Below are 22,043 nucleotides of genomic sequence, written 5' to 3' on the forward strand. Positions count from 1 at the left end.
CCCATAAAAAAGGCCACCCAATGGGTGGCCAAACATGTCGAGATATTGTTATTTCGTACTAAATTCTTAGCGCTTCAGCACCGCTTTTACCGCGTCGCCGATGTCCGCCAGGCTGCGAACGGTTTTCACGCCCGCCGCTTCCAGCGCAGCAAACTTCTCGTCCGCCGTGCCTTTGCCGCCTGCGATGATGGCGCCCGCGTGGCCCATACGCTTGCCTTTCGGCGCGGTCACGCCGGCGATGTAGCCGACAACCGGTTTGGTGACGTGTTCTTTGATGTAAGCTGCCGCTTCTTCTTCAGCGCTGCCGCCGATCTCACCGATCATCACGATCGCTTCGGTCTGCGGATCCTGCTGGAACATCTTCAGGATATCGATGAAGTTGGAGCCCGGGATCGGGTCGCCGCCGATGCCCACGCAGGTGGACTGGCCCAGGCCGGCATCGGTGGTTTGTTTCACCGCTTCATAGGTCAGGGTACCGGAGCGGGAAACGATGCCCACTTTGCCCGGCAGGTGGATGTGGCCAGGCATGATGCCGATTTTGCACTCGCCTGGGGTGATCACGCCAGGGCAGTTCGGCCCGATCATGCGCACGCCGGCTTCGTCCAGCTTCACTTTCACGGTCAGCATGTCCAGGGTCGGGATGCCTTCGGTGATGGTGATGATCAGTTTGATGCCGGCATCGATCGCTTCCAGGATGGAGTCTTTGCAGAACGGCGCTGGAACGTAGATGACCGAGGCCGTCGCACCGGTCGCTTCAACCGCTTCGCGCACGGTGTTGAACACCGGCAGGCCCAGGTGCTGAGTGCCGCCTTTGCCCGGGGTTACGCCGCCAACCATTTTGGTGCCGTAAGCGATAGCTTGTTCGGAGTGGAAAGTCCCCTGGCTACCGGTGAAGCCCTGGCAAATTACTTTGGTGTTCTTATCGATTAAAATGGACATTATTTACCCTCCACTGCTGCAACAACTTGCTGAGCCGCATCAGTCAGGCTGGTCGCAGCAATGATATTCAGGCCGCTGTCCGCCAGTTTCTTGGCGCCCAGTTCGGCGTTGTTCCCTTCCAAGCGCACCACCACCGGGACGTTAACGCCCACTTCGGCCACTGCGCCGATGATGCCGTCGGCGATCAGATCGCAACGTACGATACCACCGAAGATGTTAACCAGAACCGCTTTCACCTTGTCGTCGGGCAGGATGATTTTGAACGCTTCGGTCACGCGCTCTTTGGTCGCGCCGCCGCCAACGTCCAGGAAGTTGGCCGGTTCGCCGCCGTGCAGTTTAACGATGTCCATGGTGCCCATCGCCAGACCGGCGCCGTTAACCATGCAGCCGATGTTGCCGTCGAGGGCAACGTAGTTCAGCTCCCACTGAGCCGCACGGGATTCGCGCTCGTCTTCCTGGGAAGGGTCACGCATTTCACGCAGTTCCGGCTGGCGGAACAGGGCGTTGCCGTCGGCGCCCAGTTTGCCGTCCAGGCACACCAGATCGCCCTGCTTGGTGATCACCAGCGGGTTGATCTCAACCATCGCCAGGTCGCGCTCCAGGAACAGCGTCGCCAGGCCCATGAAGATCTTGGCGAACTGGCTGACTTGCTTACCGGTCAGGCCCAGTTTGAAGGCCAGCTCACGGCCCTGATAAGGCTGTGGACCCGCCAGCGGATCGATGGTCATTTTGTGGATCAGTTCAGGGGTTTCTTCCGCCACCTTCTCAATTTCCACGCCGCCTTCGGTAGACGCCATGAACACCACGCGACGGGTAGAACGATCCACTACCGCGCCCAGGTACAGCTCTTTATCGATGTCGGTCGCCGCTTCTACCAGGATCTGGTGAACGGGCTGGCCCAGCGCGTCAGTCTGGTAAGTCACCAGACGCTTGCCCAACCAGGCTTCCGCGAAAGCACGGATATCTTCTTTGCTGTTGACGACTTTAACGCCGCCCGCTTTACCGCGGCCGCCAGCATGAACCTGACATTTCACCACCCACGGGCCGGAGCCGATTTTGGATGCGGCTTCTTCTGCTTCACGCGGAGTGGTACAGGCGTAACCGGTTGGTGCCGGCATGCCATACCGAGCAAACAGCTGTTTTGCCTGATATTCGTGTAAATTCATGATGTTCTATCCATTCAGTTCTGAAGGTTTTTAGCCGGACCATTATTACGCGGTAAACCGCATGGTTCTCCGGCCACATAGCACAGAGTGCGGGCGCGGCATGCCGCGCCCGGCAAGGGTTACTAGACGTCCAGCAGCAGACGAGCCGGATCTTCCAGCATCTCTTTGACCGTCACCAGATAACCGACGGATTCTTTACCGTCGATCAGGCGGTGGTCATAAGACAGCGCCAGATACATCATCGGCTGGATCACCACCTGACCATTGACCGCCATTGGGCGATCTTTGATGGCGTGCATGCCCAGGATGGCGCTCTGCGGCGGGTTAATGATCGGGGTGGACATCAGGGAGCCGAATACGCCGCCGTTGGTAATGGTGAAGTTACCGCCAGTCAGCTCTTCCACGGTCAGTTTGCCGTCGCGGCCCTTAACGGCCAGCTCTTTGATTTTCTTCTCGATGTCAGCCATGCTCATGGCGTCTACATCGCGCAGTACCGGCGTCACCAGGCCGCGTGGGGTCGAAACCGCGATGCTGATGTCGAAGTAGTTGTGGTAAACCACGTCGGAACCGTCGATCGACGCGTTCACTTCCGGGAAACGCTTCAGCGCTTCAACCACCGCCTTGATGTAGAAGGACATGAAGCCCAGACGCACGCCGTGGCGCTTCTCGAAGGCTTCGCCGTACTGCTTGCGCAGGTCCATGATCGGCTGCATGTTGATTTCGTTGAAGGTGGTCAGCATCGCGGTGCTGTTCTTCGCTTCCAGCAGACGCTCGGCGACGCGTTTGCGCAGGCGGGTCATCGGCACGCGTTTTTCGCTGCGGCCGGCCAGAGCAGGCTGCGGTGCGGCTTCAGCGGCGGCGGCCGGTTTGGCAGCGGCGCCGCCTTTGGCCAGGTGCGCTTCCACGTCTTCACGCGTGATGCGGCCACCCACGCCGGTGCCCTTGATGGCGCCGGCATCGAGATCGTGTTCGGCGATCAGGCGACGAATCGCCGGGCTGAGCGCGTCATTGCTTTCTTCTTCCAGGCTCGCGGTAGCGCGCTGGGCAGGCGTGGCTTCTTTCTCTTGGCTCTTCTCAGCGGTCGGCTTGCCGGAGCTGTCGCCCGGACGGATGCGGCCGAGCAGCTGGCGAGACAGCACGGTCGCGCCCTCTTCTTCCACGATAGCATCGAGAATGCCCGCTTCACTGGCCGGCACTTCCAACACGACTTTGTCGGTTTCGATTTCAACCAGGACTTCATCACGCTGCACGCTGTCGCCCGGTTTTTTGTGCCAGGTGGCTACGGTCGCATCGGCAACCGATTCAGGAAGGTCAGGAACCAGAATATCTACGCTACTCATTTAGCTTTCCCTTAAGTTTTTTATCATCTGCTTGCCGGCCCCTCGGCCGGCAAGCGAGCGAACATTAGTCAATATTCAGCGCGTCGTTCACCAGAGCCTGCTGCTGCTTCTGGTGTACGGACATATAGCCCACCGCCGGAGAAGCGGAGGCCGGACGTCCTGCGTAACGTAAAGAAGCCCCGAACGGTACCACTTCACGGAAGTTGTGTTGGCTGCAGTACCAGGCGCCTTGGTTCAGCGGCTCTTCCTGACACCAGACGAAATCATGCACGTGCGAGTATTGTTCCAGCACGGCCTGCACGGCCTGATGCGGGAACGGATACAGCTGCTCGATACGCACGATGGCCACGTCTTTCTGCTCGTTCTTGCGACGCTGTTCCAGCAGGTCGTAGTAGACCTTACCGGAGCACAGCACGACGCGCTTGACCGCTTTCGGATCCAAGTCGTCGATCTCGCCGATCGCCGGCAGGAAGGTGCCGTTGGCCAGTTCGTCCAGCGAAGAAATCGCCAGCGGGTGACGCAGCAGCGACTTCGGCGACATCACCACCAGCGGACGGCGCATACCGCGCAGCGCCTGACGACGCAGCATATGGTAAACCTGCGCCGGCGTGGACGGGACGCACACCTGCATGTTCTGCTCTGCGCACAGCTGCAGATAGCGTTCCAGACGCGCGGAAGAGTGCTCTGGGCCCTGGCCTTCATAGCCGTGCGGCAGCAGCATCACCAGGCCGCACATACGGCCCCATTTTTGCTCGCCGGAGCTGATGAACTGGTCGATAACGACCTGCGCGCCGTTGGCGAAGTCGCCGAACTGCGCTTCCCAGATGGTCAGCGTGCGCGGTTCCGCCGTCGCGTAGCCGTATTCGAACGCCAGCACCGCTTCTTCGGACAGCACGGAGTCCCAGACCTTGAATTCGCCCTGGCCGCTGTGGATGTTCGCCAGCGGAACGTAGACGGAACCGTTTTTCTGGTTGTGCACCACCGCGTGGCGGTGGAAGAAGGTACCGCGGCCGGCGTCTTCGCCGGAGATGCGGATTGGAATGCCTTCATCCGCCATGGTCGCGTAGGCCAGCGTTTCGGCGGCGCCCCAGTCGAACGGCTTGTTGCCCGCCGCCATCTCGGCGCGGTCCGCGTAGATTTTCGCCACGCGCGACTGCATTTCGATCGCTTCCGGCACGGTGCTGATGCGGCGGCCCAGCTCCTGCAGGCGCTTCATCTCAACCTTGCTCGGGTACTCTTCGTCCCACTCGTGGTTCAGGTACGGAGACCAGGTGAAGGAATGCAGGTTCATCGGACGCCATTCTTCAACCACGCAATCGCCGCGGTCGAGCGCGTCACGGTACAGGTTGACCATTTCCGTGGCATCTTCCAGGCTGGCCACTTTCTGCTCGGTCAGAACGTCAGCGTAGATTTTGCGCGGCGTAGGGTGTTTCTTGATCTTCTGATACATCACCGGCTGGGTAGCGCTCGGCTCGTCGGCCTCGTTGTGCCCATGGCGACGGTAGCAGACCAGATCGATCATCACGTCACGCTTAAAGGTGTTACGGAAATCCAACGCCAGGCGGGTGACAAAGGCCACGGCCTCCGGATCGTCCGCGTTAACGTGGAAGATCGGCGACTGAACCATTTTGGCGATGTCGGTGCAGTATTCGGTAGAGCGCGCATCCAGCGGGTTGGAGGTGGTGAAACCAACCTGGTTGTTGATGACGATACGCACGGTGCCGCCCACTTCGTAGCCGCGAGCCTGAGACATGTTCAGGGTTTCCTGAACCACGCCCTGGCCGGTGATGGCGGCGTCGCCGTGGATGGTGATCGGCAGCACCATGTTGCTGCGCGCTTCATCCAGACGATCGCGACGGGCACGTACCGAGCCCATGACCACCGGGCTGACGATCTCCAGGTGCGACGGGTTGAACGCCAGCGCCAGGTGAACCATGCCGCCTTCGGTTTCCACGTCGGAAGAGAAGCCCTGGTGATATTTCACGTCACCGGTACCGAGGTGTTCTTTATGCTTGCCGGCGAATTCGTCGAACAGGTCGGCCGGCTTTTTGCCCAGCACGTTGATCAGCACGTTCAGACGGCCGCGGTGAGCCATGCCCAATACCACTTCGCGCGTGCCGTTCTTACCGGCGTGGCGCACCATCTCTTTCAGCATCGGCACCAGCGCGTCGCCGCCTTCCAGCGAGAAGCGTTTAGCGCCCGGGAATTTGGCGCCCAGGTAACGTTCCAGGCCTTCCGCCGCGGTCAGCTCGTTCAGGAAACGGCGTTTTTCGTCGGCGGTAAAGCTGGCGCGCCCCACCACCGACTCGATGCGCTGTTGGATCCAGCGTTTCTCTTCGGTGTTGGTGATGTGCATGTACTCAGCGCCGATCGACCCGCAATAGGTCTGCTTCAGCGCGGCGTACAGATCGCCCAGCTTCATGGTTTCTTTGCCGATGGCGAAAGAGCCCACGTTGAAGGTTTCCTGGAAATCGGCTTCGGTCAGGTTGTGGTAAGCGGGATCAAGGTCAGGAACTTGCTCGCGCTGCCACAGGCCGAGCGGATCGAGGTTGGCATGCTGATGCCCGCGGAAGCGGAAGGCGTTGATCAGCTGCAGTACCTTGACCTGTTTGGCGTCGGTTTCCGGATCGGTGATGGTGGTGTTATAGCGCGCGGAGTCTTTCGCCAGGCGGCGGAAGTAATCGCGCGTTTGAGAGTGAAGCTGATCGGGTTTGACACCCGCGGTTGGTAGCTGTTGAAAAATGGAACGCCAGCTATCTTCAACGGAACCCGGATCGGTTAAGAAGTCTTCATAGAGCTGCTCTATGTAAGACTGGTTCGCGCCCGCCAGATAGGAGGAATCCAGCCAGGCCTTCATTGCGCCGTTCTGCATCATGATCCCTTAAGCTTTGAAGCTTTAGTTTTCGCCGTGGTTAACATAATTACCGTGATGAATACGGTTTGCCGTAAAACGGTTCACTCGACGTACTTGCGGCCATGACGGCCCGATACGTTCTGTTATGGACCTTGCGGTCCCTTACAAGGAACCTCTAAAAACCGGCGGAAGAACCAGGCTGCATAGCGCCGCAGCCGCGGGTCAGTTTTTAGAGGTTCCCTCCCCTATGGGATGTGCGCCGGAAAAGAGCCCGGCGCAGCATCTCATTCCGTTTATGCGCCGCGTTGCAGCAGCATGGACTTGATATGCCCGATAGCACGCGTCGGGTTCAAGCCTTTAGGACATACACTGACACAATTCATAATGCTATGGCAGCGGAAAACACTAAAAGCGTCGTCCAGATCATCTAAACGTTCTTGCGTTTCCGTGTCACGGCTGTCGATCAGGAAGCGATACGCCGCCAACAGACCGGCAGGCCCGATGAACTTGTCCGGGTTCCACCAGAACGATGGGCAAGAGGTCGAGCAGCAGGCGCACAGAATGCACTCGTACAGACCGTCCAGCTTGGCGCGCTGCTCCGGCGACTGCAGGTGCTCGCGCGCCGGCGGGTTCTTGCCGTCGTTCAGCAGGTATGGCTTGATCTTTTCATACTGGGTGTAGAACTGGCCCATATCCACCACCAGATCGCGCACCACCGGCAGGCCCGGCAGCGGACGGATCACGATCTTGCCGTTGCCTTTGCGCAGCGACGAAATCGGGGTGATGCACGCCAGGCCGTTTTTACCGTTCATGTTCAGGCCATCGGAACCGCACACGCCTTCGCGGCATGAGCGACGGAACGACAGGGTCGGGTCTTTTTCTTTCAGCTGGATCAACGCATCCAGCAGCATCATGTCGCGACCTTCTTCCGCTTCCAGGGTGTAGTCCTGCATGTGCGGCGCGTCATCGACATCCGGGTTGTAGCGATAAATGGAAAATTCGAGTTTCATCTGTCGATCTCCGCAATTAGTAAGAACGCACTTTCGGCGGGAATGCCGGGCGCAGCTTCGGTTGCATGTTCACTTCACGACGCGTCATGCTTTCCGATTGCGGCAGATACAGCGAATGGCACAGCCAGTTGGCGTCATCGCGTTCCGGGTAGTCGAAGCGGCTGTGTGCGCCACGGCTCTCGGTACGGAAGTTGGCCGACACGGCTGTGGAATACGCGGTCTCCATCAGGTTATCCAACTCCAGGCACTCGATGCGCTGGGTGTTGAACTCGCTGGAGGTATCGTCCAGGCGTGCGTTCTTCAGACGTTCACGGATCACTTTCAGTTCTTCCAGGCCCTTGGCCATCGCATCGCCTTCGCGGAATACCGAGAAGTTGTGCTGCATGCAAGACTGCAGCGCTTTGCGAATTTCGACCGGGTCTTCGCCGGAACGGGTGTTGTTCCAACGGTTCAGACGATCCAGCGAGGCTTCCACGTCGGAGTCGCTGGCGTCACGGCTCACGCCCTGCTCTTCCAGCGATTCCTGCAGGTGCATGCCGGCGGAACGACCGAACACCACCAGGTCGAGCAGCGAGTTGCCGCCCAAACGGTTGGCGCCGTGCACCGATACGCAGGCGATTTCGCCCACGGCGAACAGCCCCGGGATCACCACGTCTTCGCCTTTCTCGTTCACGGTCAATGCCTGGCCGGTCACTTTGGTCGGAATGCCGCCCATCATATAGTGGCAGGTTGGGATAACCGGGATCGGCTCTTTCACCGGATCGACGTGCGCAAAGGTGCGGGACAGTTCCAGAATGCCCGGCAGACGGGATTCCAGCACGTCTTTACCCAGGTGATCCAGCTTCAGTTTGGCGTGCGGGCCCCAAGGACCGTCGCAGCCGCGGCCTTCGCGGATTTCGATCATGATCGAACGGGCAACCACGTCGCGGCCCGCCAGATCTTTGGCGTTCGGCGCATAACGCTCCATGAAGCGCTCGCCGTGTTTGTTCAGCAGGTAACCGCCTTCGCCGCGGCAGCCTTCGGTCACCAGCACGCCCGCGCCGGCGATGCCGGTCGGGTGGAACTGCCACATTTCCATGTCCTGCACCGGCACGCCGGCGCGCAGCGCCATGCCGACACCGTCGCCGGTGTTGATGTGGGCGTTGGTGGTGGACTGATAAATACGGCCTGCGCCGCCGGTCGCCAGCACGGTGGCCTTGGCTTTGAAGTAAACCACTTCACCGGTTTCGATGCAGATAGCCGTGGTGCCGACCACCGCGCCGTCCTGGTTTTTCACCAGATCAAGCGCATACCACTCGGAGAAGATGGTGGTGTGGTTTTTCAGGTTCTGTTGGTACAGGGTGTGCAGCAGCGCGTGGCCGGTACGGTCGGCTGCGGCTGCGGTACGCGCCGCCTGCTCGCCGCCGAAGTTCAGCGACTGGCCGCCGAACGGGCGCTGGTAGATGCGGCCGTCATCCAGACGAGAGAACGGCAGGCCCATGTGTTCCAGTTCCAGAATCGCTTCCGGGCCGGTTTTACACATATATTCGATGGCGTCCTGGTCACCGATATAGTCGGAACCTTTCACCGTGTCGTACATATGCCATTCCCAGTTGTCCTCGTGGCTGTTGCCCAGCGCGACGGTGATGCCGCCCTGTGCGGACACGGTATGGGAACGGGTCGGGAAAACTTTGGACAGCAGGGCACAGGTCGAGCCCGCTTGGGAAATTTGCAGCGCGGCACGCATGCCCGCACCGCCGGCGCCGATTACGACGGCATCAAACTCTCTGACTGGCAGTTTCATTTAAGCACCCCACACTACGATTGTTCCGTACAGTAAATAGACCAGCAACGCGACCACGACAGCCAGCTGCAACACCAGGCGAACCGCCAGCGGCTTGACGTAGTCCGTCAGCACCTGCCACAGCCCGATCCAGGCGTGCACCAGAATCGACAGCAAGGTCAGCAGAGTGAACACTTTCGTAATGGAAGTGGCGAAGAAACCGCGCCAGATGTCATAAGTGAGTTCCGGAGCCGTGACGAAGAAGCCCAGGATATACAGGACGTACAGGGTGATGATGATAGCGGAAGCGCGCAGCAGCAGCCAATCCTGCACGCCGTTGCGCCCTAATGCAGAAACGTTGTTTACCATACGAGGACTCCAGCCAGAACTGACAGCACGACGGTCAGACCGATCGCCACCTGGGCGGAACGGGTACCGGCGGCCAAACTCTCTTCGATGTAGCCAAAATCCATTAACAAGTGACGGATGCCACCGCAAATGTGATAGGCCAGCGCCGTGAGGATGCCCCAGAATATGAATTTGACGATGAAGCTATTCATGATGGCGGCCGCCTGCAGGAACCCCTCTTGGGAAGAGAGTGACAGGCCCAGCAGCCAGAGGAGGATACCCACGGCAACGAAGGTAATTACGCCAGAGACTCGGTGTAAGATAGACGCTATCGCAGTTACGGGGAACCGGATCGTTTGCAGATCCAAGTTGACAGGTCGTTGTTTTTTCACGTATTTGCCCACACAGCTCTTATTATTTTCCTTCCTCCGGGCCTGGGCGGGGATCAGACAGCGTTAAGAGCCTAAAACCCTTACACGTCACGCGCTCAAACATCAACATCCTCTGTGCTCAAACGGCGCGCATTTATAACGCTGGGTGCTCCTACTTCAGGGTAATCCGGAGACCTGGCGGCAGTATAGGAGGATCACATTCTGATTACAATTCTCATACAACCGCTTTGATAACATTTCCCCCGAACAGTGATTCAGATCACGGATTTCACAATTAGTGCAAAATTAATTATCTGATTTGACAAGAGATCAACATTTCCATTACATATAGGGGCACAAACGGTCCTATGATGCGCTATGGGTCAGCAGATACACTTCCCCCCGGGTTCGAGTTATGCAACAGTGTATTTGACGAACCTATCCCAATAGCCGTTGTTTCCCGCTCGATTTTGCCGGCGTCAAAAAGCAAATAAAGCAAATAAAAACAGATTATTGGGATAGGTTCACATCTCTTCGAACAGCTCATAGGTAAGATTAACAGACTATAACGAATTACTATGAATCGTTAACAACTGGTCACCCGTCTCGTTCGCCTGGTCAGCACTCTGTACCCTACCCGCGCACAGTTGCGCAGTCGCTCACAGAGTTAGCGTCCGCACCATTTTTTTGCGGGCAACCTGCAGAGATTTAAGGTATTTCAGTTGTTAGTGGTTTTTAAAATAAGGCGCTAAGGAGACAGTAAATGACTGATAAGAAAGCGACGCTAACCATTAACGACAGCGAAGCTCCGATCGAACTGGGCGTATTGACACCGACACTGGGCCCTGATGTCCTCGATGTCCGCGCTCTGGGTTCCAAAGGTTATTTCACATTTGATCCCGGCTTTACCTCCACCGCTTCTTGCGAATCCAAGATTACCTTCATCGACGGCGACAAAGGCGTACTGCTGCACCGCGGCTTCCCTATTGAGCAGCTGGCGAAAGAATCTTCCTACCTGGAAGTGTGCTACATCCTGCTGTACGGCGAGACCCCAACGCCGGAAGAGTTCGAGACCTTCAAGACCACCGTCACCCGCCACACCATGATCCACGACCAGATCACCCATCTGTTCCGTGGTTTCCGTCGCGACTCGCACCCGATGGCGGTGCTGTGCGGCGTGACCGGCGCGCTGGCGGCGTTCTACCACGATGCGCTGGACGTCAACAACGAGCGTCACCGTGAAATCACCGCGTTCCGTCTGCTGTCCAAAATGCCGACCGTGGCCGCGATGTGCTACAAATATTCCCTGGGCCAGCCGTTCGTTTACCCGCGCAACGATCTGTCCTATGCCGGCAACTTCCTGCACATGATGTTCGCCACCCCGTGCGAAGAGTACGTGGTGAACCCGGTGCTGGAACGCGCCATGGACCGCATTCTGATCCTGCACGCCGACCATGAGCAGAACGCCTCTACCTCTACCGTGCGCACCGCCGGCTCTTCCGGCGCCAACCCGTTCGCCTGCATCGCGGCCGGTATCGCCTCCCTGTGGGGACCGGCGCACGGCGGCGCCAACGAAGCGGCGCTGAAAATGCTGGAAGAGATCAAGACTGTCGAGCACATTCCGGAATTCATCAAGCGCGCCAAGGACAAGAACGACTCCTTCCGCCTGATGGGCTTCGGCCACCGCGTGTACAAGAACTACGATCCGCGCGCTACCGTGATGCGCGAAACCTGTCACGAAGTGCTGAAAGAGCTGAACAAGAAGGACGACAACCTGCTGCAGGTCGCGATGGAGCTGGAGCACATCGCGCTGAACGACCCGTACTTCATCGAGAAGAAACTGTACCCGAACGTCGACTTCTACTCCGGCATCATCCTGAAGGCGATGGGTATTCCTTCTTCCATGTTCACCGTGATCTTCGCCATCGCGCGCACCATCGGCTGGATCGCCCACTGGAACGAAATGCACGACGAAGGCATCAAAATTGCCCGTCCGCGTCAGCTGTACACCGGCTATGCCGAACGCGATTTCAAATCCCAGCTGAAAAACAAGTAAGCCGCTTTCCCGGCTGAAACCGCACAGCGCCGCCCCTTCGGGCGGCGTTTTTTTTGGTTATTTCTGGCAGCCCGGGCACCAATAAAACGGCCGCGACGACAGCTCGGTACGCACGATCATCCCACCGCAGCGTTCGCAGGGCTCGCCGCTGCGATGAAACACCTTGAAGCGAAACAGCGCGCCGTGATGCCGGCTGTCATCCGCCTGCCCTCGCGTCTGGTAGGAAAGTCGCGGCACCGCCAGCAATGCCTCCGCCAGGCGGCGCAGCGCCTCTGGCGTTAGATCCTGCGGTTTGTGCTGCGGCGCCAGTTCGGCCTGCCACAGGATTTCGGCGCGCAGATAATTGCCCAATCCGGCAAGAAACGCCTGGTCGAGCAGCATGCCCCCCAGCTGCCTGCGGCGAAAACGCGGCGTCAGCAACCGCTCCGCCACATCGTCTACCGTCAGCGACATGTCCAACACGTCGGGGCCAATGCGTTGCAAAAACGGGTGTTGCTCTATTTCCTCGCGTGGCCCGACGGTAATGTCGGAAGCGCTGTAAAGCAATATCGCGCTGTGAGCGGTTTCCAGCCGCACCCGCAGATCGCGCTTGGTCTCCGGCGTTTCCCCTGCCGCCGCCACTTTCCACACGCCGTACAGCTGATTGTGGCTGTACATCGTCAGCCCATTGGAGAAATGGGTCAGCAGCGCCTTGCCGCGCGGCTCGATGGCGACGATGCGCTCGCCGAGCAGACGCTGGCGATAGTGTTTCAGCTGGGGAAAAGCGAAATCGACGGCGGTCAGCGGCTGATCGATCACCGCCGCCGCCAGTTTGTCCGCCGCCCGGCGAATCTCCGGTCCTTCCGGCATAGACCACTCCTTGCGTAGACCCGGCGCAGCCCGATGCGCCGGGGATGACATGATTAATGCGTCGCGCCGCCCACCACTTTCAGATCGTGCTCCACCTGCAAAGCGATGGAAACGGCCAGCTCCAATGCAAACAGCACCGTCGAGGCCGCCATGCTCGGCGCACCGGGGTGCGCCGCCGCCTGTTCCGGCAGGTACGGGATATGGATACACCCGCCCTTGACCTCGCGCTGGCCGCTCAAACGGTGCAGCAGGCCATACATGACATGGTTGCACACGTAGGTGCCGGCGGTCTGCGAAACGGAGGCCGGAATGCCGGCCTCGCGCATCGAACTGACCATCGCTTTAATCGGCAAGGTGCTGAAATAGGCCGCCGGACCGCCGGCGACGATCGGCTCGTCCACCGGTTGCTGCCCCTGATTGTCGGGGATACGCGCGTCGTCGACGTTGATCGCCACCCGTTCAATCGTGATGTCGGTGCGGCCGCCGGCCTGGCCGATAGCCAGCACCATCACCGGCTGCACCTCGTCGATCGCCGCATTGAGCGCGTCCAGCGCCGCGCCGAACACGCACGGCAGCTGGCGCGCCACGATGCGCGCACCGACCAGCTCCATATCATTGAGCTGCTTCACCACTTCCCAGGAGGGGTTGAGGCGCTCGCCGCCAAACGGCTCAAAGCCGGTAATCAATACTTTTTGCATCCTTACTCCTACAGGAACATCAGGAAATACAGCAGGAACACGTTAACCAACAGCAGCAGCACGCCGGTCGGCACCTGCGCCTTGATCACCGCATTCTTGTCCGGCAGCTCCAGCAGCGCCGCCGGCACGATGTTGAAGTTCGCCGCCATCGGCGTCATCAGGGTGCCGCAATAGCCGGAGAACATGCCGATCGCCGCCATCACCGCCGGGTTGCCGCCGTGCTGCAACACCAGGATCGGAATGCCGATGCCGGCGGTAACGATCGGGAAAGCGGCGAAGGCGTTGCCCATCACCATGGTCAGCACCGCCATACCGATAGCGTAGACTGCCACGGCGATAAAGCGGTTATCGACCGCCAGATACTCCTGGGTCAAATGCGAGATCGCGGTGCCGACGCCGGCGACGGTAAACAGCAGCCCCAGCGTGGCGAGGATCTGTGGCAGAATGAACGCCCAGCCGATCGAATCCAGCAGGCGCCGCGCTTCCTGTATCGGCTGCAGGGCCTTCTCGTGGGTCATTTTCACCGCGATCGCCAGGCCAATCAGGCAGCCGACGGTCATCGAGAACAGGGTGATCAGCGTCGCATGGTTGCCGCTGCCGAACACCGCGGTTTGCAACGCCGGCACGTTGTTGAACAGCAGCACGCCGATCACCGTCACCACCGGGATCGCCAGAGCGGGGATAAACAGCTTATTGCCCAGTCGCTTGGCGCTGGCCTCGCGCTCCTGCGGCGTCCGCTGATGATAGCTGCCGAGGCGCACGCCGCCGAAGCCGGCAATCAGGGCCATCACCACCACCACCCCGCCAACGATGATGTGCAGCATGCGTTTCTCGTTGCTGCCTTCGCCCAGCACGTCGCCCAGCAGGCGGTAAGTCCAGTCGCCGACCAGGAACACCAGGCCGTACAGCCCCCAAAACAGCCCGGTGGTGATGCGGCGCGGGTTGGCGCGATCGCGGAAGGACATCACCGCCACAATCAGCAGCACCGCGCCGGCCAGCCAGTAGAGATATTGTTGCTGGAAGTTCATCGTGCCTCCCCCTTCGCCTGCAGCGCCGCCTGATTCAGCTGCGCCAGCTCGGCGCTCAGCTGCTTATCCATCCGATACAGCCGAAACGCGTGGATCAGGAAAGCGAAAATCGCGGTCGGAATCCCCCACAGCGCGATATGCAGCGGCTCGGTCTGAATGCCGCCGGACTCCAGCATAAAGTTGTGCATGAAGATGATCGCGCCGAAGGCGACGAAGATATCTTCGCCGAAGAACAGCCCGACGTTGTCGGTCGCGGCCGACATGGCGCGCAGACGGTGGCGGGTGCGCTCCGGCAGCTCGCCGTAGCGGTTTTCCGTTGCCCCTTCCGCCATCGGCGCCAGCAGCGGCCGCACCATTTGCGGATGCCCGCCCAGGCTGGTCAGCCCCATCGCCGCGGTAATCTCGCGCACGAACAGGTATACGATCAGCAAACGGCCGGCGGTGGCGCTTTTGATCTTGGCGATCCACGCCTGCGCACGCTCTTTCAGCCCGTGGCGCTCCAGCAGGCCGATCACCGCCAGCGGCAGCAGCAGGATCAGCGGCAGGTTACGGGTGTTGAGAAAGCCCTCGCCGAGCTTTTCCAGAATGACGTCCAGCGGCATCAGCGCCGCCAAACCGGTGATGATGCCGGCGGCGATCACCACCAGCACCGGGTTGAAACGCAATACAAACCCGACCACGATGGCGGCGATGCCAATCAGTGGCCAGAGATTCACGGCCTGTTCCATAGTCTTCCCTCGATATTTTCTAATAGTTTTTTGCTTGTGATGTTGTGTCTTGCTTTATTGCTTTACTGCTCCGCGCTGACGCGGATGCCCTGCTGAACAAAACTGTCCCGCAGCTTGCGCGCATACGCCAGCGCATGCTCGCCGTCCCCATGCAGGCAGACGGTTTCCGCCTGAACGGCGGTCCAGACGCCATCCACGCTGCGCACCCGGTGATGGCGCACCATCTCCAGGGTTTGCGCCAGCGCCTGTTCGTCATCGTCGATCAACGCCCCCGGCAAACCGCGCGGCACCAGCGTGCCGTCGGCCTGATAGCCGCGATCGGCGAATACCTCCTGCCGGGTGGTCAGACCGAGTTGTTCCCCGGCGCGGATCAGCTCGCTGCCGGCCAGCCCCACCAGCCGCAGCGCCGGATCGACCGCCTGCACCGCCCGGGCGATCGCTTCCGCCAGCGCCGGCTCAACCGCCGCCTGGTTGTACAGCATGCCGTGCGGCTTAACGTGCACCATCACCCCACCCTCGGCGCGGGCGATGGCCGCCAGCGCCCCGAGCTGATATACCACCTGCGCGTACACCGTTTCCGGCGGCAGCTGCATGCGGGTGCGGCCGAAGTTATCCCGATCGGGAAAACTCGGGTGAGCGCCGATCGCCACGCCGTACTGCAATGCCCAGCGCACCGACTGACGCATGGTCTGCGCATCGCCGGCGTGGAAGCCGCAGGCGATGTTGGCCGAACTCACCAATTGCAACAGCGCCTGGTCGTTGGCGCAGCCTTCGCCGAGATCGGCGTTCAAATCAACGATCATGTAACCCCCAGGCAATCTGTCGAAGGAAGAGATCCTGCTCAGCCTTGGCGCGCTGCGCCTCCGTCAGAGAGCAGAGAACGAAGTGGATCGGTTCGCCGAGACGGATCTGCGCCAAGTGGTAAAGATCGGCCTCGATCACGCAGGCGATACGCGGGTAACCGCCGGTGGTTTGCGCATCGGCCATCAGCACGATCGGCTGGCCGTTGTGCGGCACCTGCACCACGCCGGGCAGCAGGCCGTGCGAAAGCATCTCGCGGTCGGTGGTGCGCTCCAGCGGCGTGCCGCCGTGCAGGCGGTAGCCCATGCGGTTGCTCTGCGGGCTGAGCTGCCAGGCGGTGCGCCAGAACGTGTCCTGCGCCTCTTCGCTGAATTCAGCGTACTCCGGCCCCGGCAGCGCGCGGATGCGGTTGGTGAACAGCAGCTGCTTCACGCCGCAGCGGTGTTGCGGCAGCGCGGTGGATTTGCCCAGCGGCAGCCGATCGCCGTCCTTCAGGTTACGGCCTTCGTGGCCGCCAAAGGCGGCTTTCATGTCGGTGCTGCACGAGCCCAGCATTTCCGGCACGGCGATGCCGCCCGAGATCGCCAGGTAGCTGCGCATGCCGCGTTTCGGCGTGCCCAGCGCCAGCCGCTGCCCCTTTTTCACCGGGTAGCGCCAGCCGGTCCACAGCGGCTTGCCGTCCAGCTGCGCGTCGCAGCCGGCGCCGGTCAGGGCGATCCAGCCAGGGCGGGTAAACTCGGCGCTGAACTGGCCGAGGGTGATCTCCAGCCCGGCGGCCTCCGGCGCATTGCCCACCAGCAGGTTGGCGATCTTCAACGCCGGTTGATCCAGCGCCCCGCCGGTGCTGATGCCCAGACGGCGGAATCCCTCGCGGCCCAAATCCTGCACCGTGGTATAGATGCCGGCACGCAGAATAATCAGCATACGCCCTCCTTCTGCGGCACGAAGCGCACGTTATCGCCCGGGCGCAGCAGCGTCGGCGGCATTTCATGCGGATTGAACAGCGCCAGCGGTGTGCGGCCGATCAGCTGCCAGCCGCCGGGCGTCACCAGCGGATAGATGCCGGTCTGGCCGCCGCCGATGCCGACGGAGCCGGCCGCCACCGCCAGACGCGGCTCAGCGCGGCGCGGCGTCGCCAGTTGTTCCGGCATGCCGCCCAAATAGGAGAAACCCGGCTGAAAGCCGAGGAAATAGACCACGTAGGCCGCCGCCGCGTGGCATTCCACCACCTGCCGCGGCGTCATGCCGGTATGGCGCGCCACTTCATCCAGATCGGGGCCTTGCTCCCCGCCGTAGACCACCGGAATATCCACCTGGCGCGATTCCGGCGTCAGGCTCTCTTTGCTTTCCCAACCTTGCTGCAGCAATGCGAGTATCGCTTCGGCGTCGGCCTGCGGCGTATGCAGCAACAGCGTCAGGTTATTCATCCCCGGCACCACCTCCCGCACGTCGGGGTGGTGATTCAGCTTTTCCGCCAGCGCCCAGATGCGCTGCTGGCTCGGTAAGGTCACCGGCGGCGACAGTTCAAGCACTACCGCTCTCTCACCCAACAGGTAATAACGTGCTTGTTGCACCCTTATTCTCCTTATTATTATCGCGATGAAAAACACACCAGTTATGCGTGACGCGGCCCCGGCTGTCAATAGAACGCAACCATAAGGAAAATAAGGAAATAGCGCGGTAAAAGGATTCAGCCGGCGCACAGGCCGGGCTGGATCCGGGGAAGAAAAAAATCAGGCGGGATTCGGGATATCGATAAAGGTCACATCAAAGCCGTGGTGCTGCGCCAGCCAGTCGCCCAACGCCTTCACGCCGCCGCGCTCGGTGGCGTGGTGGCCGGCGGCGAAGAAATGCACGCCCATTTCGCGCGCGCTGTGAATGGTCTGCTCAGACACTTCACCGCTGATGAACGCATCGACGCCGAAGCGCGCCGCGCTGTCGATAAAGCCCTGGCCGCCACCGGTGCACCAGGCCACCCGGCGAATGTGCTCAGGCGCGTTATCGCCGCAGTGCAGCACCGCGCGCCCCAGCCGGCTTTCGATACGCTGCTGCAGCGCTTCGCCGGTCAGCGGCTGTTCAAATTCGCCGTGCGGCACCAGCGGCTCGACGTCGCCAATCACCCGAATGCCCAGCGCCTGCGCCAGCTGCGCATTGTTGCCCAGCACCGGATGCGCGTCCAGCGGCAGGTGGTAGCCGTACAGGTTGATGTCGTGGGTCAGCAGCGTTTTCAGGCGGTTGCGCTTCATGCCGCGCACCGCCGGCGCCTCGTTTTTCCAGAAATAGCCGTGGTGCACGATAATCGCGTCGGCCTGATGCGCCACCGCAGCGTCCAGCAGCGCCTGACAGGCGGTGACGCCGGTCACGATGCGCTGCACGTGCGGGCGGCCTTCTACCTGCAATCCGTTGGGGGCGTAGTCCTGAAACGCCGCGGCGTTCAGTTCCGTGTTGATCAGTTGTTCCAGATCGAGGTTACGCATTCTCTTCTCTCTTCATAGTCAAAATGTCTGCCGGTCGCCCTGCGCCATCAGGATGAATTTCACGCCCAGATCGTTGCCCTGCGCCAGCTGTTGCGCAATGGCGGCGCGCGTGTCTTCGCCCTGCTTCAAGGTGGGCTTGATGTGGCTGATCACCACCGGCAAACCGTTCAGCGAGCCATCGCCGCCGCTGTACTGTGTCAGGTTCTTCAGCTCCTTCAGCAGCCAGGCCGGCGTCAAATGGCCGTACAGATGTTTATCCTCCACCCCGTTAGGGTAAGAGGTTTCGATAATCATGCCCTTGAGCTTCTTCTGCTCGACAAGCGGCCCCAGCGCGCGCCAGACGGTATCGAGATCGCGCGACTGCTCCACCTTATCCGGCCCGGTATCGCCGAAGTAGGCGAAGAACTCGCTGCCGTTGGAAATCAGCAGCATCGACGACGGATAGCGATCGTGGCTGAGCGGGTACATCACGCCGGTCAATCCGGTCAGGCCGAGGGTAAACCGCTGCTGCGGCCGCACCGTTTGCAGCCGGTAAGTGCCCAGCCGCGAGCCGTTGCCGGCGTCGGTGAAGTTCGGCCACGCCTTCCAGTTGAAGTAGTGATTACGCAGGGTCAGTACGGTGTCCGCCTGGGCGTAAACGGTTTTTTTATTGTCCTCGGGTGAGCCGACGATCAGCCCCGCCACGTGGTCCAGGTGGCCGTGGCTGATAAAGTAGCTGCCGATCAACTGCCGGAACACATAGCCCTGCGGCGTGTAAGGCGCGGCCAGCTCGGGCGTCACCTGCGGGAAGCTGCCCTTCTCCAGCCCTTTGGCGATGCCCGGCAGCAGCGAACCGGCGTCCAGCGCCACATACCGCGGCTGATTGTCGCTGCGGATCAGGTAGGAGGTCAGATTGCCGTCGCTGACGCCGCCGTCGACGCCGAGCGCCACCACGTCAAAGCCGGCGATCGCCAGCGCCGAATAGCCGCTCAGGCACAGGGCCAGCACCTTTTTCATCATTGCGTCGCTCCTTGCAGTTGCCTCAAGACTCTCCCCGTTTTGCCGCCTCGAACGCCGCCAGCGTCTCCAGCCGGGCTTGCTTATGGTCGACGATCGGCAGCGGGTAGTTCAGCGTGCATCGCTGCTTTTCCGCCCAGCGATGGGGATGATGGATGTCATTGTCGGGCACATCCGCCAGTTCCGGCAACCATTTACGGATAAAAGTGCCTTGTGGATCAAAACGTTCACCCTGAGTCGTCGGATTGAAGATGCGGAAATACGGCGCGGCGTCGGTGCCGGTGGAGGCCGCCCACTGCCAGCCACCATTGTTGGCCGCCAGATCCCCATCCAGCAGTTGCGACATGAAATAGCGCTCCCCGGTGCGCCAGTCGATCAGCAGATCCTTCACCAGAAAACTGGCGCTGATCATGCGCAGCCGGTTGTGCATCCAGCCGGTGGCGTTCAGCTGGCGCATGGCGGCATCGACGATCGGGTAGCCGGTCTCGCCCCGCTGCCAAGCCTGCAGCTTCGCCGCGTCATCGCACCAGCGCACCTTGTCCGTCCAGGCAATAAACGGCCGATGGCGGCACAGATCGGGATAGGCCACCAGCAGATGGCGATAGAACTCGCGCCAAATCAGCTCGTTGAGCCAGGCGAAGGCACCGCTTTCGCGATCTTCCAGCAGCTGCGGGCATTCGGCGCGCAGGCGGTTGAAGCACTGGCGCGGCGACAGCACGCCGATCGCCAGATAGGGCGACAGGCTACTGGTGCCGGCGAGGGCCGGCAGATCGCGCTGCCGGAGGTAATCCTGCACCTGCTCGCGGCAAAAGGCGCGCAGCCGCTGCAACGCGGCCTCCTCACCAACGGGATAGCCATCCCCGATGTCTGCCGTGGGATAATCAAACGCCGCCGGCGCCTCAGGCATGGGTAATGCACCGCCGGCGCGGATCTTCGGCGCCGGCAGGCAACTCACGTCGGACTCGGTCAGGCGCTGAAGAAAGGCGTTGCGAAACGGCGTATAGACCTTGTACATCTCTCCGCCGCCGGTGAGCACGCTGCCCGGCGGCAACAGCAGGCTGTCATCGAAACCGTAGCACCTCACCCGGCCACTCAACCGCTGCTCCAGCCGCGCATCGCGCCGCCGTTCGTTCAGTTCGTACTGGCGATTGTAAAACAACGCATCCACCTGCTCCCGCTCGCAATAGTCCGCCAGCCAGTCAATCGACGCGGCAAAGTCCGCACAGGAATGGCAATGCAGCGCAATGCCCTTGTGCGCCAGCGCCTGCTGCACCGCCTGCAGGCTGGCGTGGATCAGCGCCGCCTGCCGCGGCGCCATCTCATGTTGCCGCCACTGCTGCGGCGTGGCGATAAACACCGCCAGCACCCGGGCTTCGGGATCGCTGCAGGCGGCGTGCAGCGCGTTGTTGTCGGTGATACGCAGATCGTTACGCAACCAGACCAGATGCGTGGTCATAAAACTCCTTGTCAATCAATGGCCGTAACGCAAACGCAGCGCCTCCGGATAAGGTTCGAAATAGCGTTGTTCCGCCAGATAGCGATCGGGGTATTCCGCCATGTAATGTTTGAGCAGCGCGATCGGTGCCAACAGCGGCTGCATGCCCTGCCGGTAGCGGTCGATCAGGTGCGCCAGCTCCTGGCGCTGCGCCGTACTGAGCTGACGGCGGAAATAGCCCTGCACGTGCATCAACACATTGGTGTGGTTGCGGCGCGTTGCCTTGTGCGCCAACAGCGCCATCAGGCGGCTGCGGTATTCCACGGCGAAGGCCTCCAGCGAGTCCCAGCGGTGAATATCGGCGACGAAGCGCCCCAGCTCCCGATACGCCGGCTGCGAATGCGCCAGCAGCGACAGCTTATAGCGGCTGTGAAACGCGATCAGCCCGCCGCGGGTCAGCCCCTGACGCCACAGCATGTTCAGCTCGTACAGCGCATACACCCGTTCAATGAAGTTTTCCCGCAGTGCCGCGTCCTGCAATCGTCCATCCTCTTCGACCGGCAGCCACGGCATCTGGCGCAGCAGTTCGGCGGTAAACAGACCGACGCCGTTTTTACGCGAGTCCTTGCCGTTTTCGCTGTAGACCCGCACCCGCTCCAGGCCGCAGCTCGGTGACTTGGCGCAGACGATGTACCCGCAAAGATGTTGCAAGGCCGCCACGCGCTGCGCGGAGAAGCCGCGCATCTCCTCGGTCAGATCCACGCCGGCGTCGTTGCTGTAGCGCATCGCCGGCCACGGCTGCGCCTGCTTCACCAGGCGCAGCGCCGGGCGCGGCGTAGGCAGCCCGATCGCCATTTCCGGGCAAACGGGCTCAAAGCGCACATAGGGCGCCAACTGTTCCACCGCAAAGGCCAGCCGCTTGTGGCCGCCGTCGAAACGCACCGTCTCGCCCAGTAAACAGGCGCTGATGCCGATAGGGATCTTGTCACTCATACCGCTCTCCCGTGTTGTTGGCCGATGAGGAAAGTGTAGAAGAATGGCTTGCCGAATACGACCTTGCGCTTGATAGGGGCGGCCAGAGGCATAAAAAACCCCCCGCCGCAGGGCGTAATGCTTGTCAGTTAAGCTTTTGAGGAAGCCGCAACGTATAACGTTGCGGCTTCTTTTTTACTGCCCGCGGGTAAT

General features: G+C 61.0%; 20 protein-coding genes. 1 reads left to right on the forward strand and 19 read right to left on the reverse strand.

Translation table 11 applies throughout. The features are described from left to right. Positions 1-66: 66 nt before the first annotated feature. From sucD to sdhC, 8 genes are all read right to left on the reverse strand, one after another. Positions 67-939 (reverse strand): succinate--CoA ligase subunit alpha, encoded by an 873-nt coding sequence (sucD, locus tag AC4PR2_RS23900; protein ID WP_004939878.1) that lies wholly within the window; start codon positions 937-939, stop codon positions 67-69. Beyond that, positions 939-2,105, reverse strand: a complete 1,167-nt coding sequence (gene sucC / locus AC4PR2_RS23905; RefSeq protein ID WP_492175564.1) for an ADP-forming succinate--CoA ligase subunit beta — start codon at positions 2,103-2,105, stop codon at positions 939-941. The genes sucD and sucC overlap by 1 nt, the downstream gene beginning before the upstream one ends. A 122-nt stretch (positions 2,106-2,227) precedes the next feature. Further along, positions 2,228-3,445 carry a 2-oxoglutarate dehydrogenase complex dihydrolipoyllysine-residue succinyltransferase gene (odhB, locus tag AC4PR2_RS23910; RefSeq protein WP_033637469.1) on the reverse strand — a complete coding sequence of 406 codons (1,218 nt, stop codon included), beginning with the start codon at positions 3,443-3,445 and terminating at the stop codon, positions 2,228-2,230. Between the two features lie 64 nt (positions 3,446-3,509). Then, on the reverse strand, positions 3,510-6,317 hold the full coding sequence (gene sucA, locus AC4PR2_RS23915) for a 2-oxoglutarate dehydrogenase E1 component (RefSeq protein WP_004939884.1): 2,808 nt from the start codon (positions 6,315-6,317) through the stop codon (positions 3,510-3,512). Between the two features lie 275 nt (positions 6,318-6,592). Continuing rightward, positions 6,593-7,309: a succinate dehydrogenase iron-sulfur subunit gene (locus AC4PR2_RS23920; protein WP_004939885.1), complete on the reverse strand. Its 717-nt coding sequence runs from the start codon at positions 7,307-7,309 to the stop codon at positions 6,593-6,595. 16 nt (positions 7,310-7,325) lie between these two features. Further along, a complete protein-coding gene (sdhA, locus tag AC4PR2_RS23925; protein WP_060423638.1) occupies positions 7,326-9,092 on the reverse strand; it encodes a succinate dehydrogenase flavoprotein subunit in 1,767 nt (588 codons plus the stop codon). Beyond that, a complete protein-coding gene (sdhD, locus tag AC4PR2_RS23930; RefSeq protein ID WP_197802579.1) occupies positions 9,093-9,440 on the reverse strand; it encodes a succinate dehydrogenase membrane anchor subunit in 348 nt (115 codons plus the stop codon). Beyond that, positions 9,434-9,823, reverse strand: coding sequence for a succinate dehydrogenase cytochrome b556 subunit (sdhC, locus tag AC4PR2_RS23935; RefSeq protein WP_004939893.1), 390 nt, complete (start codon positions 9,821-9,823; stop codon positions 9,434-9,436). The genes sdhD and sdhC overlap by 7 nt, the downstream gene beginning before the upstream one ends. 730 nt (positions 9,824-10,553) lie before the next feature. Between sdhC and AC4PR2_RS23940 the strand changes: the two genes are divergently transcribed. Continuing rightward, a complete protein-coding gene (locus AC4PR2_RS23940) occupies positions 10,554-11,846 on the forward strand; it encodes a citrate synthase (protein ID WP_016928730.1) in 1,293 nt (430 codons plus the stop codon). A 57-nt stretch (positions 11,847-11,903) separates the two neighbouring features. On the opposite strand, the gene nei is transcribed toward AC4PR2_RS23940, so the two are convergent. The 11 genes from nei to AC4PR2_RS23995 form a co-directional block, all read right to left on the reverse strand. Beyond that, positions 11,904-12,695 (reverse strand): endonuclease VIII, encoded by a 792-nt coding sequence (nei, locus tag AC4PR2_RS23945; protein ID WP_141958342.1) that lies wholly within the window; start codon positions 12,693-12,695, stop codon positions 11,904-11,906. Positions 12,696-12,748: 53 nt separating this feature from the next. Next, a complete protein-coding gene (gene pcp, locus AC4PR2_RS23950) occupies positions 12,749-13,393 on the reverse strand; it encodes a pyroglutamyl-peptidase I (RefSeq protein WP_492175565.1) in 645 nt (214 codons plus the stop codon). A gap of 8 nt (positions 13,394-13,401) precedes the next feature. Further along, the gene (locus AC4PR2_RS23955; protein WP_049201994.1) at positions 13,402-14,421 is read right to left on the reverse strand and encodes a DUF979 domain-containing protein; all 1,020 of its coding nucleotides are present in this window, start codon (positions 14,419-14,421) and stop codon (positions 13,402-13,404) included. Next, positions 14,418-15,149 carry a DUF969 domain-containing protein gene (locus tag AC4PR2_RS23960; RefSeq protein ID WP_016928734.1) on the reverse strand — a complete coding sequence of 244 codons (732 nt, stop codon included), beginning with the start codon at positions 15,147-15,149 and terminating at the stop codon, positions 14,418-14,420. Before AC4PR2_RS23960 ends, AC4PR2_RS23955 begins: the two co-directional genes overlap by 4 nt. A 62-nt stretch (positions 15,150-15,211) precedes the next feature. Then, positions 15,212-15,952 (reverse strand): 5-oxoprolinase subunit PxpA, encoded by a 741-nt coding sequence (gene pxpA / locus AC4PR2_RS23965; RefSeq protein ID WP_100396170.1) that lies wholly within the window; start codon positions 15,950-15,952, stop codon positions 15,212-15,214. Then, positions 15,942-16,874 carry a 5-oxoprolinase subunit PxpC gene (gene pxpC, locus AC4PR2_RS23970; protein ID WP_060440510.1) on the reverse strand — a complete coding sequence of 311 codons (933 nt, stop codon included), beginning with the start codon at positions 16,872-16,874 and terminating at the stop codon, positions 15,942-15,944. Before pxpC ends, pxpA begins: the two co-directional genes overlap by 11 nt. After that, entirely contained in the window at positions 16,868-17,524 is a 657-nt protein-coding gene (pxpB, locus tag AC4PR2_RS23975) for a 5-oxoprolinase subunit PxpB (protein ID WP_087763328.1), read from the reverse strand. Before pxpB ends, pxpC begins: the two co-directional genes overlap by 7 nt. Before the next feature lie 159 nt (positions 17,525-17,683). Then, positions 17,684-18,427: a type 2 GTP cyclohydrolase I gene (locus tag AC4PR2_RS23980; RefSeq protein WP_025301873.1), complete on the reverse strand. Its 744-nt coding sequence runs from the start codon at positions 18,425-18,427 to the stop codon at positions 17,684-17,686. A gap of 18 nt (positions 18,428-18,445) precedes the next feature. Beyond that, positions 18,446-19,426 (reverse strand): MBL fold metallo-hydrolase, encoded by a 981-nt coding sequence (locus AC4PR2_RS23985; protein ID WP_107227285.1) that lies wholly within the window; start codon positions 19,424-19,426, stop codon positions 18,446-18,448. 22 nt (positions 19,427-19,448) lie between these two features. After that, a complete protein-coding gene (phrB, locus tag AC4PR2_RS23990) occupies positions 19,449-20,879 on the reverse strand; it encodes a deoxyribodipyrimidine photo-lyase (protein ID WP_443014830.1) in 1,431 nt (476 codons plus the stop codon). Between the two features lie 15 nt (positions 20,880-20,894). Further along, positions 20,895-21,851 carry a YbgA family protein gene (locus tag AC4PR2_RS23995; RefSeq protein WP_100396174.1) on the reverse strand — a complete coding sequence of 319 codons (957 nt, stop codon included), beginning with the start codon at positions 21,849-21,851 and terminating at the stop codon, positions 20,895-20,897. Positions 21,852-22,043 lie beyond the last annotated feature (192 nt).

Source organism: Serratia sp. A07, assembly GCF_058725505.1.

Coding starts and splice junctions, on each gene's coding strand:
- sdhA (WP_060423638.1), bottom strand. CDS start 9,092: ATGAAACTGCCAGTCAGAGAGTTTGATGCCGTCGTAATCGGCGCCGGC.
- AC4PR2_RS23995 (WP_100396174.1), bottom strand. CDS start 21,851: ATGAGTGACAAGATCCCTATCGGCATCAGCGCCTGTTTACTGGGCGAG.
- sdhD (WP_197802579.1), bottom strand. CDS start 9,440: ATGGTAAACAACGTTTCTGCATTAGGGCGCAACGGCGTGCAGGATTGG.
- AC4PR2_RS23960 (WP_016928734.1), bottom strand. CDS start 15,149: ATGGAACAGGCCGTGAATCTCTGGCCACTGATTGGCATCGCCGCCATC.
- pxpA (WP_100396170.1), bottom strand. CDS start 15,952: ATGATCGTTGATTTGAACGCCGATCTCGGCGAAGGCTGCGCCAACGAC.
- AC4PR2_RS23940 (WP_016928730.1), top strand. CDS start 10,554: ATGACTGATAAGAAAGCGACGCTAACCATTAACGACAGCGAAGCTCCG.
- sucC (WP_492175564.1), bottom strand. CDS start 2,105: ATGAATTTACACGAATATCAGGCAAAACAGCTGTTTGCTCGGTATGGC.
- phrB (WP_443014830.1), bottom strand. CDS start 20,879: ATGACCACGCATCTGGTCTGGTTGCGTAACGATCTGCGTATCACCGAC.
- odhB (WP_033637469.1), bottom strand. CDS start 3,445: ATGAGTAGCGTAGATATTCTGGTTCCTGACCTTCCTGAATCGGTTGCC.
- pxpC (WP_060440510.1), bottom strand. CDS start 16,874: ATGCTGATTATTCTGCGTGCCGGCATCTATACCACGGTGCAGGATTTG.
- nei (WP_141958342.1), bottom strand. CDS start 12,695: ATGCCGGAAGGACCGGAGATTCGCCGGGCGGCGGACAAACTGGCGGCG.
- AC4PR2_RS23985 (WP_107227285.1), bottom strand. CDS start 19,426: ATGATGAAAAAGGTGCTGGCCCTGTGCCTGAGCGGCTATTCGGCGCTG.
- AC4PR2_RS23955 (WP_049201994.1), bottom strand. CDS start 14,421: ATGAACTTCCAGCAACAATATCTCTACTGGCTGGCCGGCGCGGTGCTG.
- sucD (WP_004939878.1), bottom strand. CDS start 939: ATGTCCATTTTAATCGATAAGAACACCAAAGTAATTTGCCAGGGCTTC.
- AC4PR2_RS23920 (WP_004939885.1), bottom strand. CDS start 7,309: ATGAAACTCGAATTTTCCATTTATCGCTACAACCCGGATGTCGATGAC.
- AC4PR2_RS23980 (WP_025301873.1), bottom strand. CDS start 18,427: ATGCGTAACCTCGATCTGGAACAACTGATCAACACGGAACTGAACGCC.
- sucA (WP_004939884.1), bottom strand. CDS start 6,317: ATGCAGAACGGCGCAATGAAGGCCTGGCTGGATTCCTCCTATCTGGCG.
- pcp (WP_492175565.1), bottom strand. CDS start 13,393: ATGCAAAAAGTATTGATTACCGGCTTTGAGCCGTTTGGCGGCGAGCGC.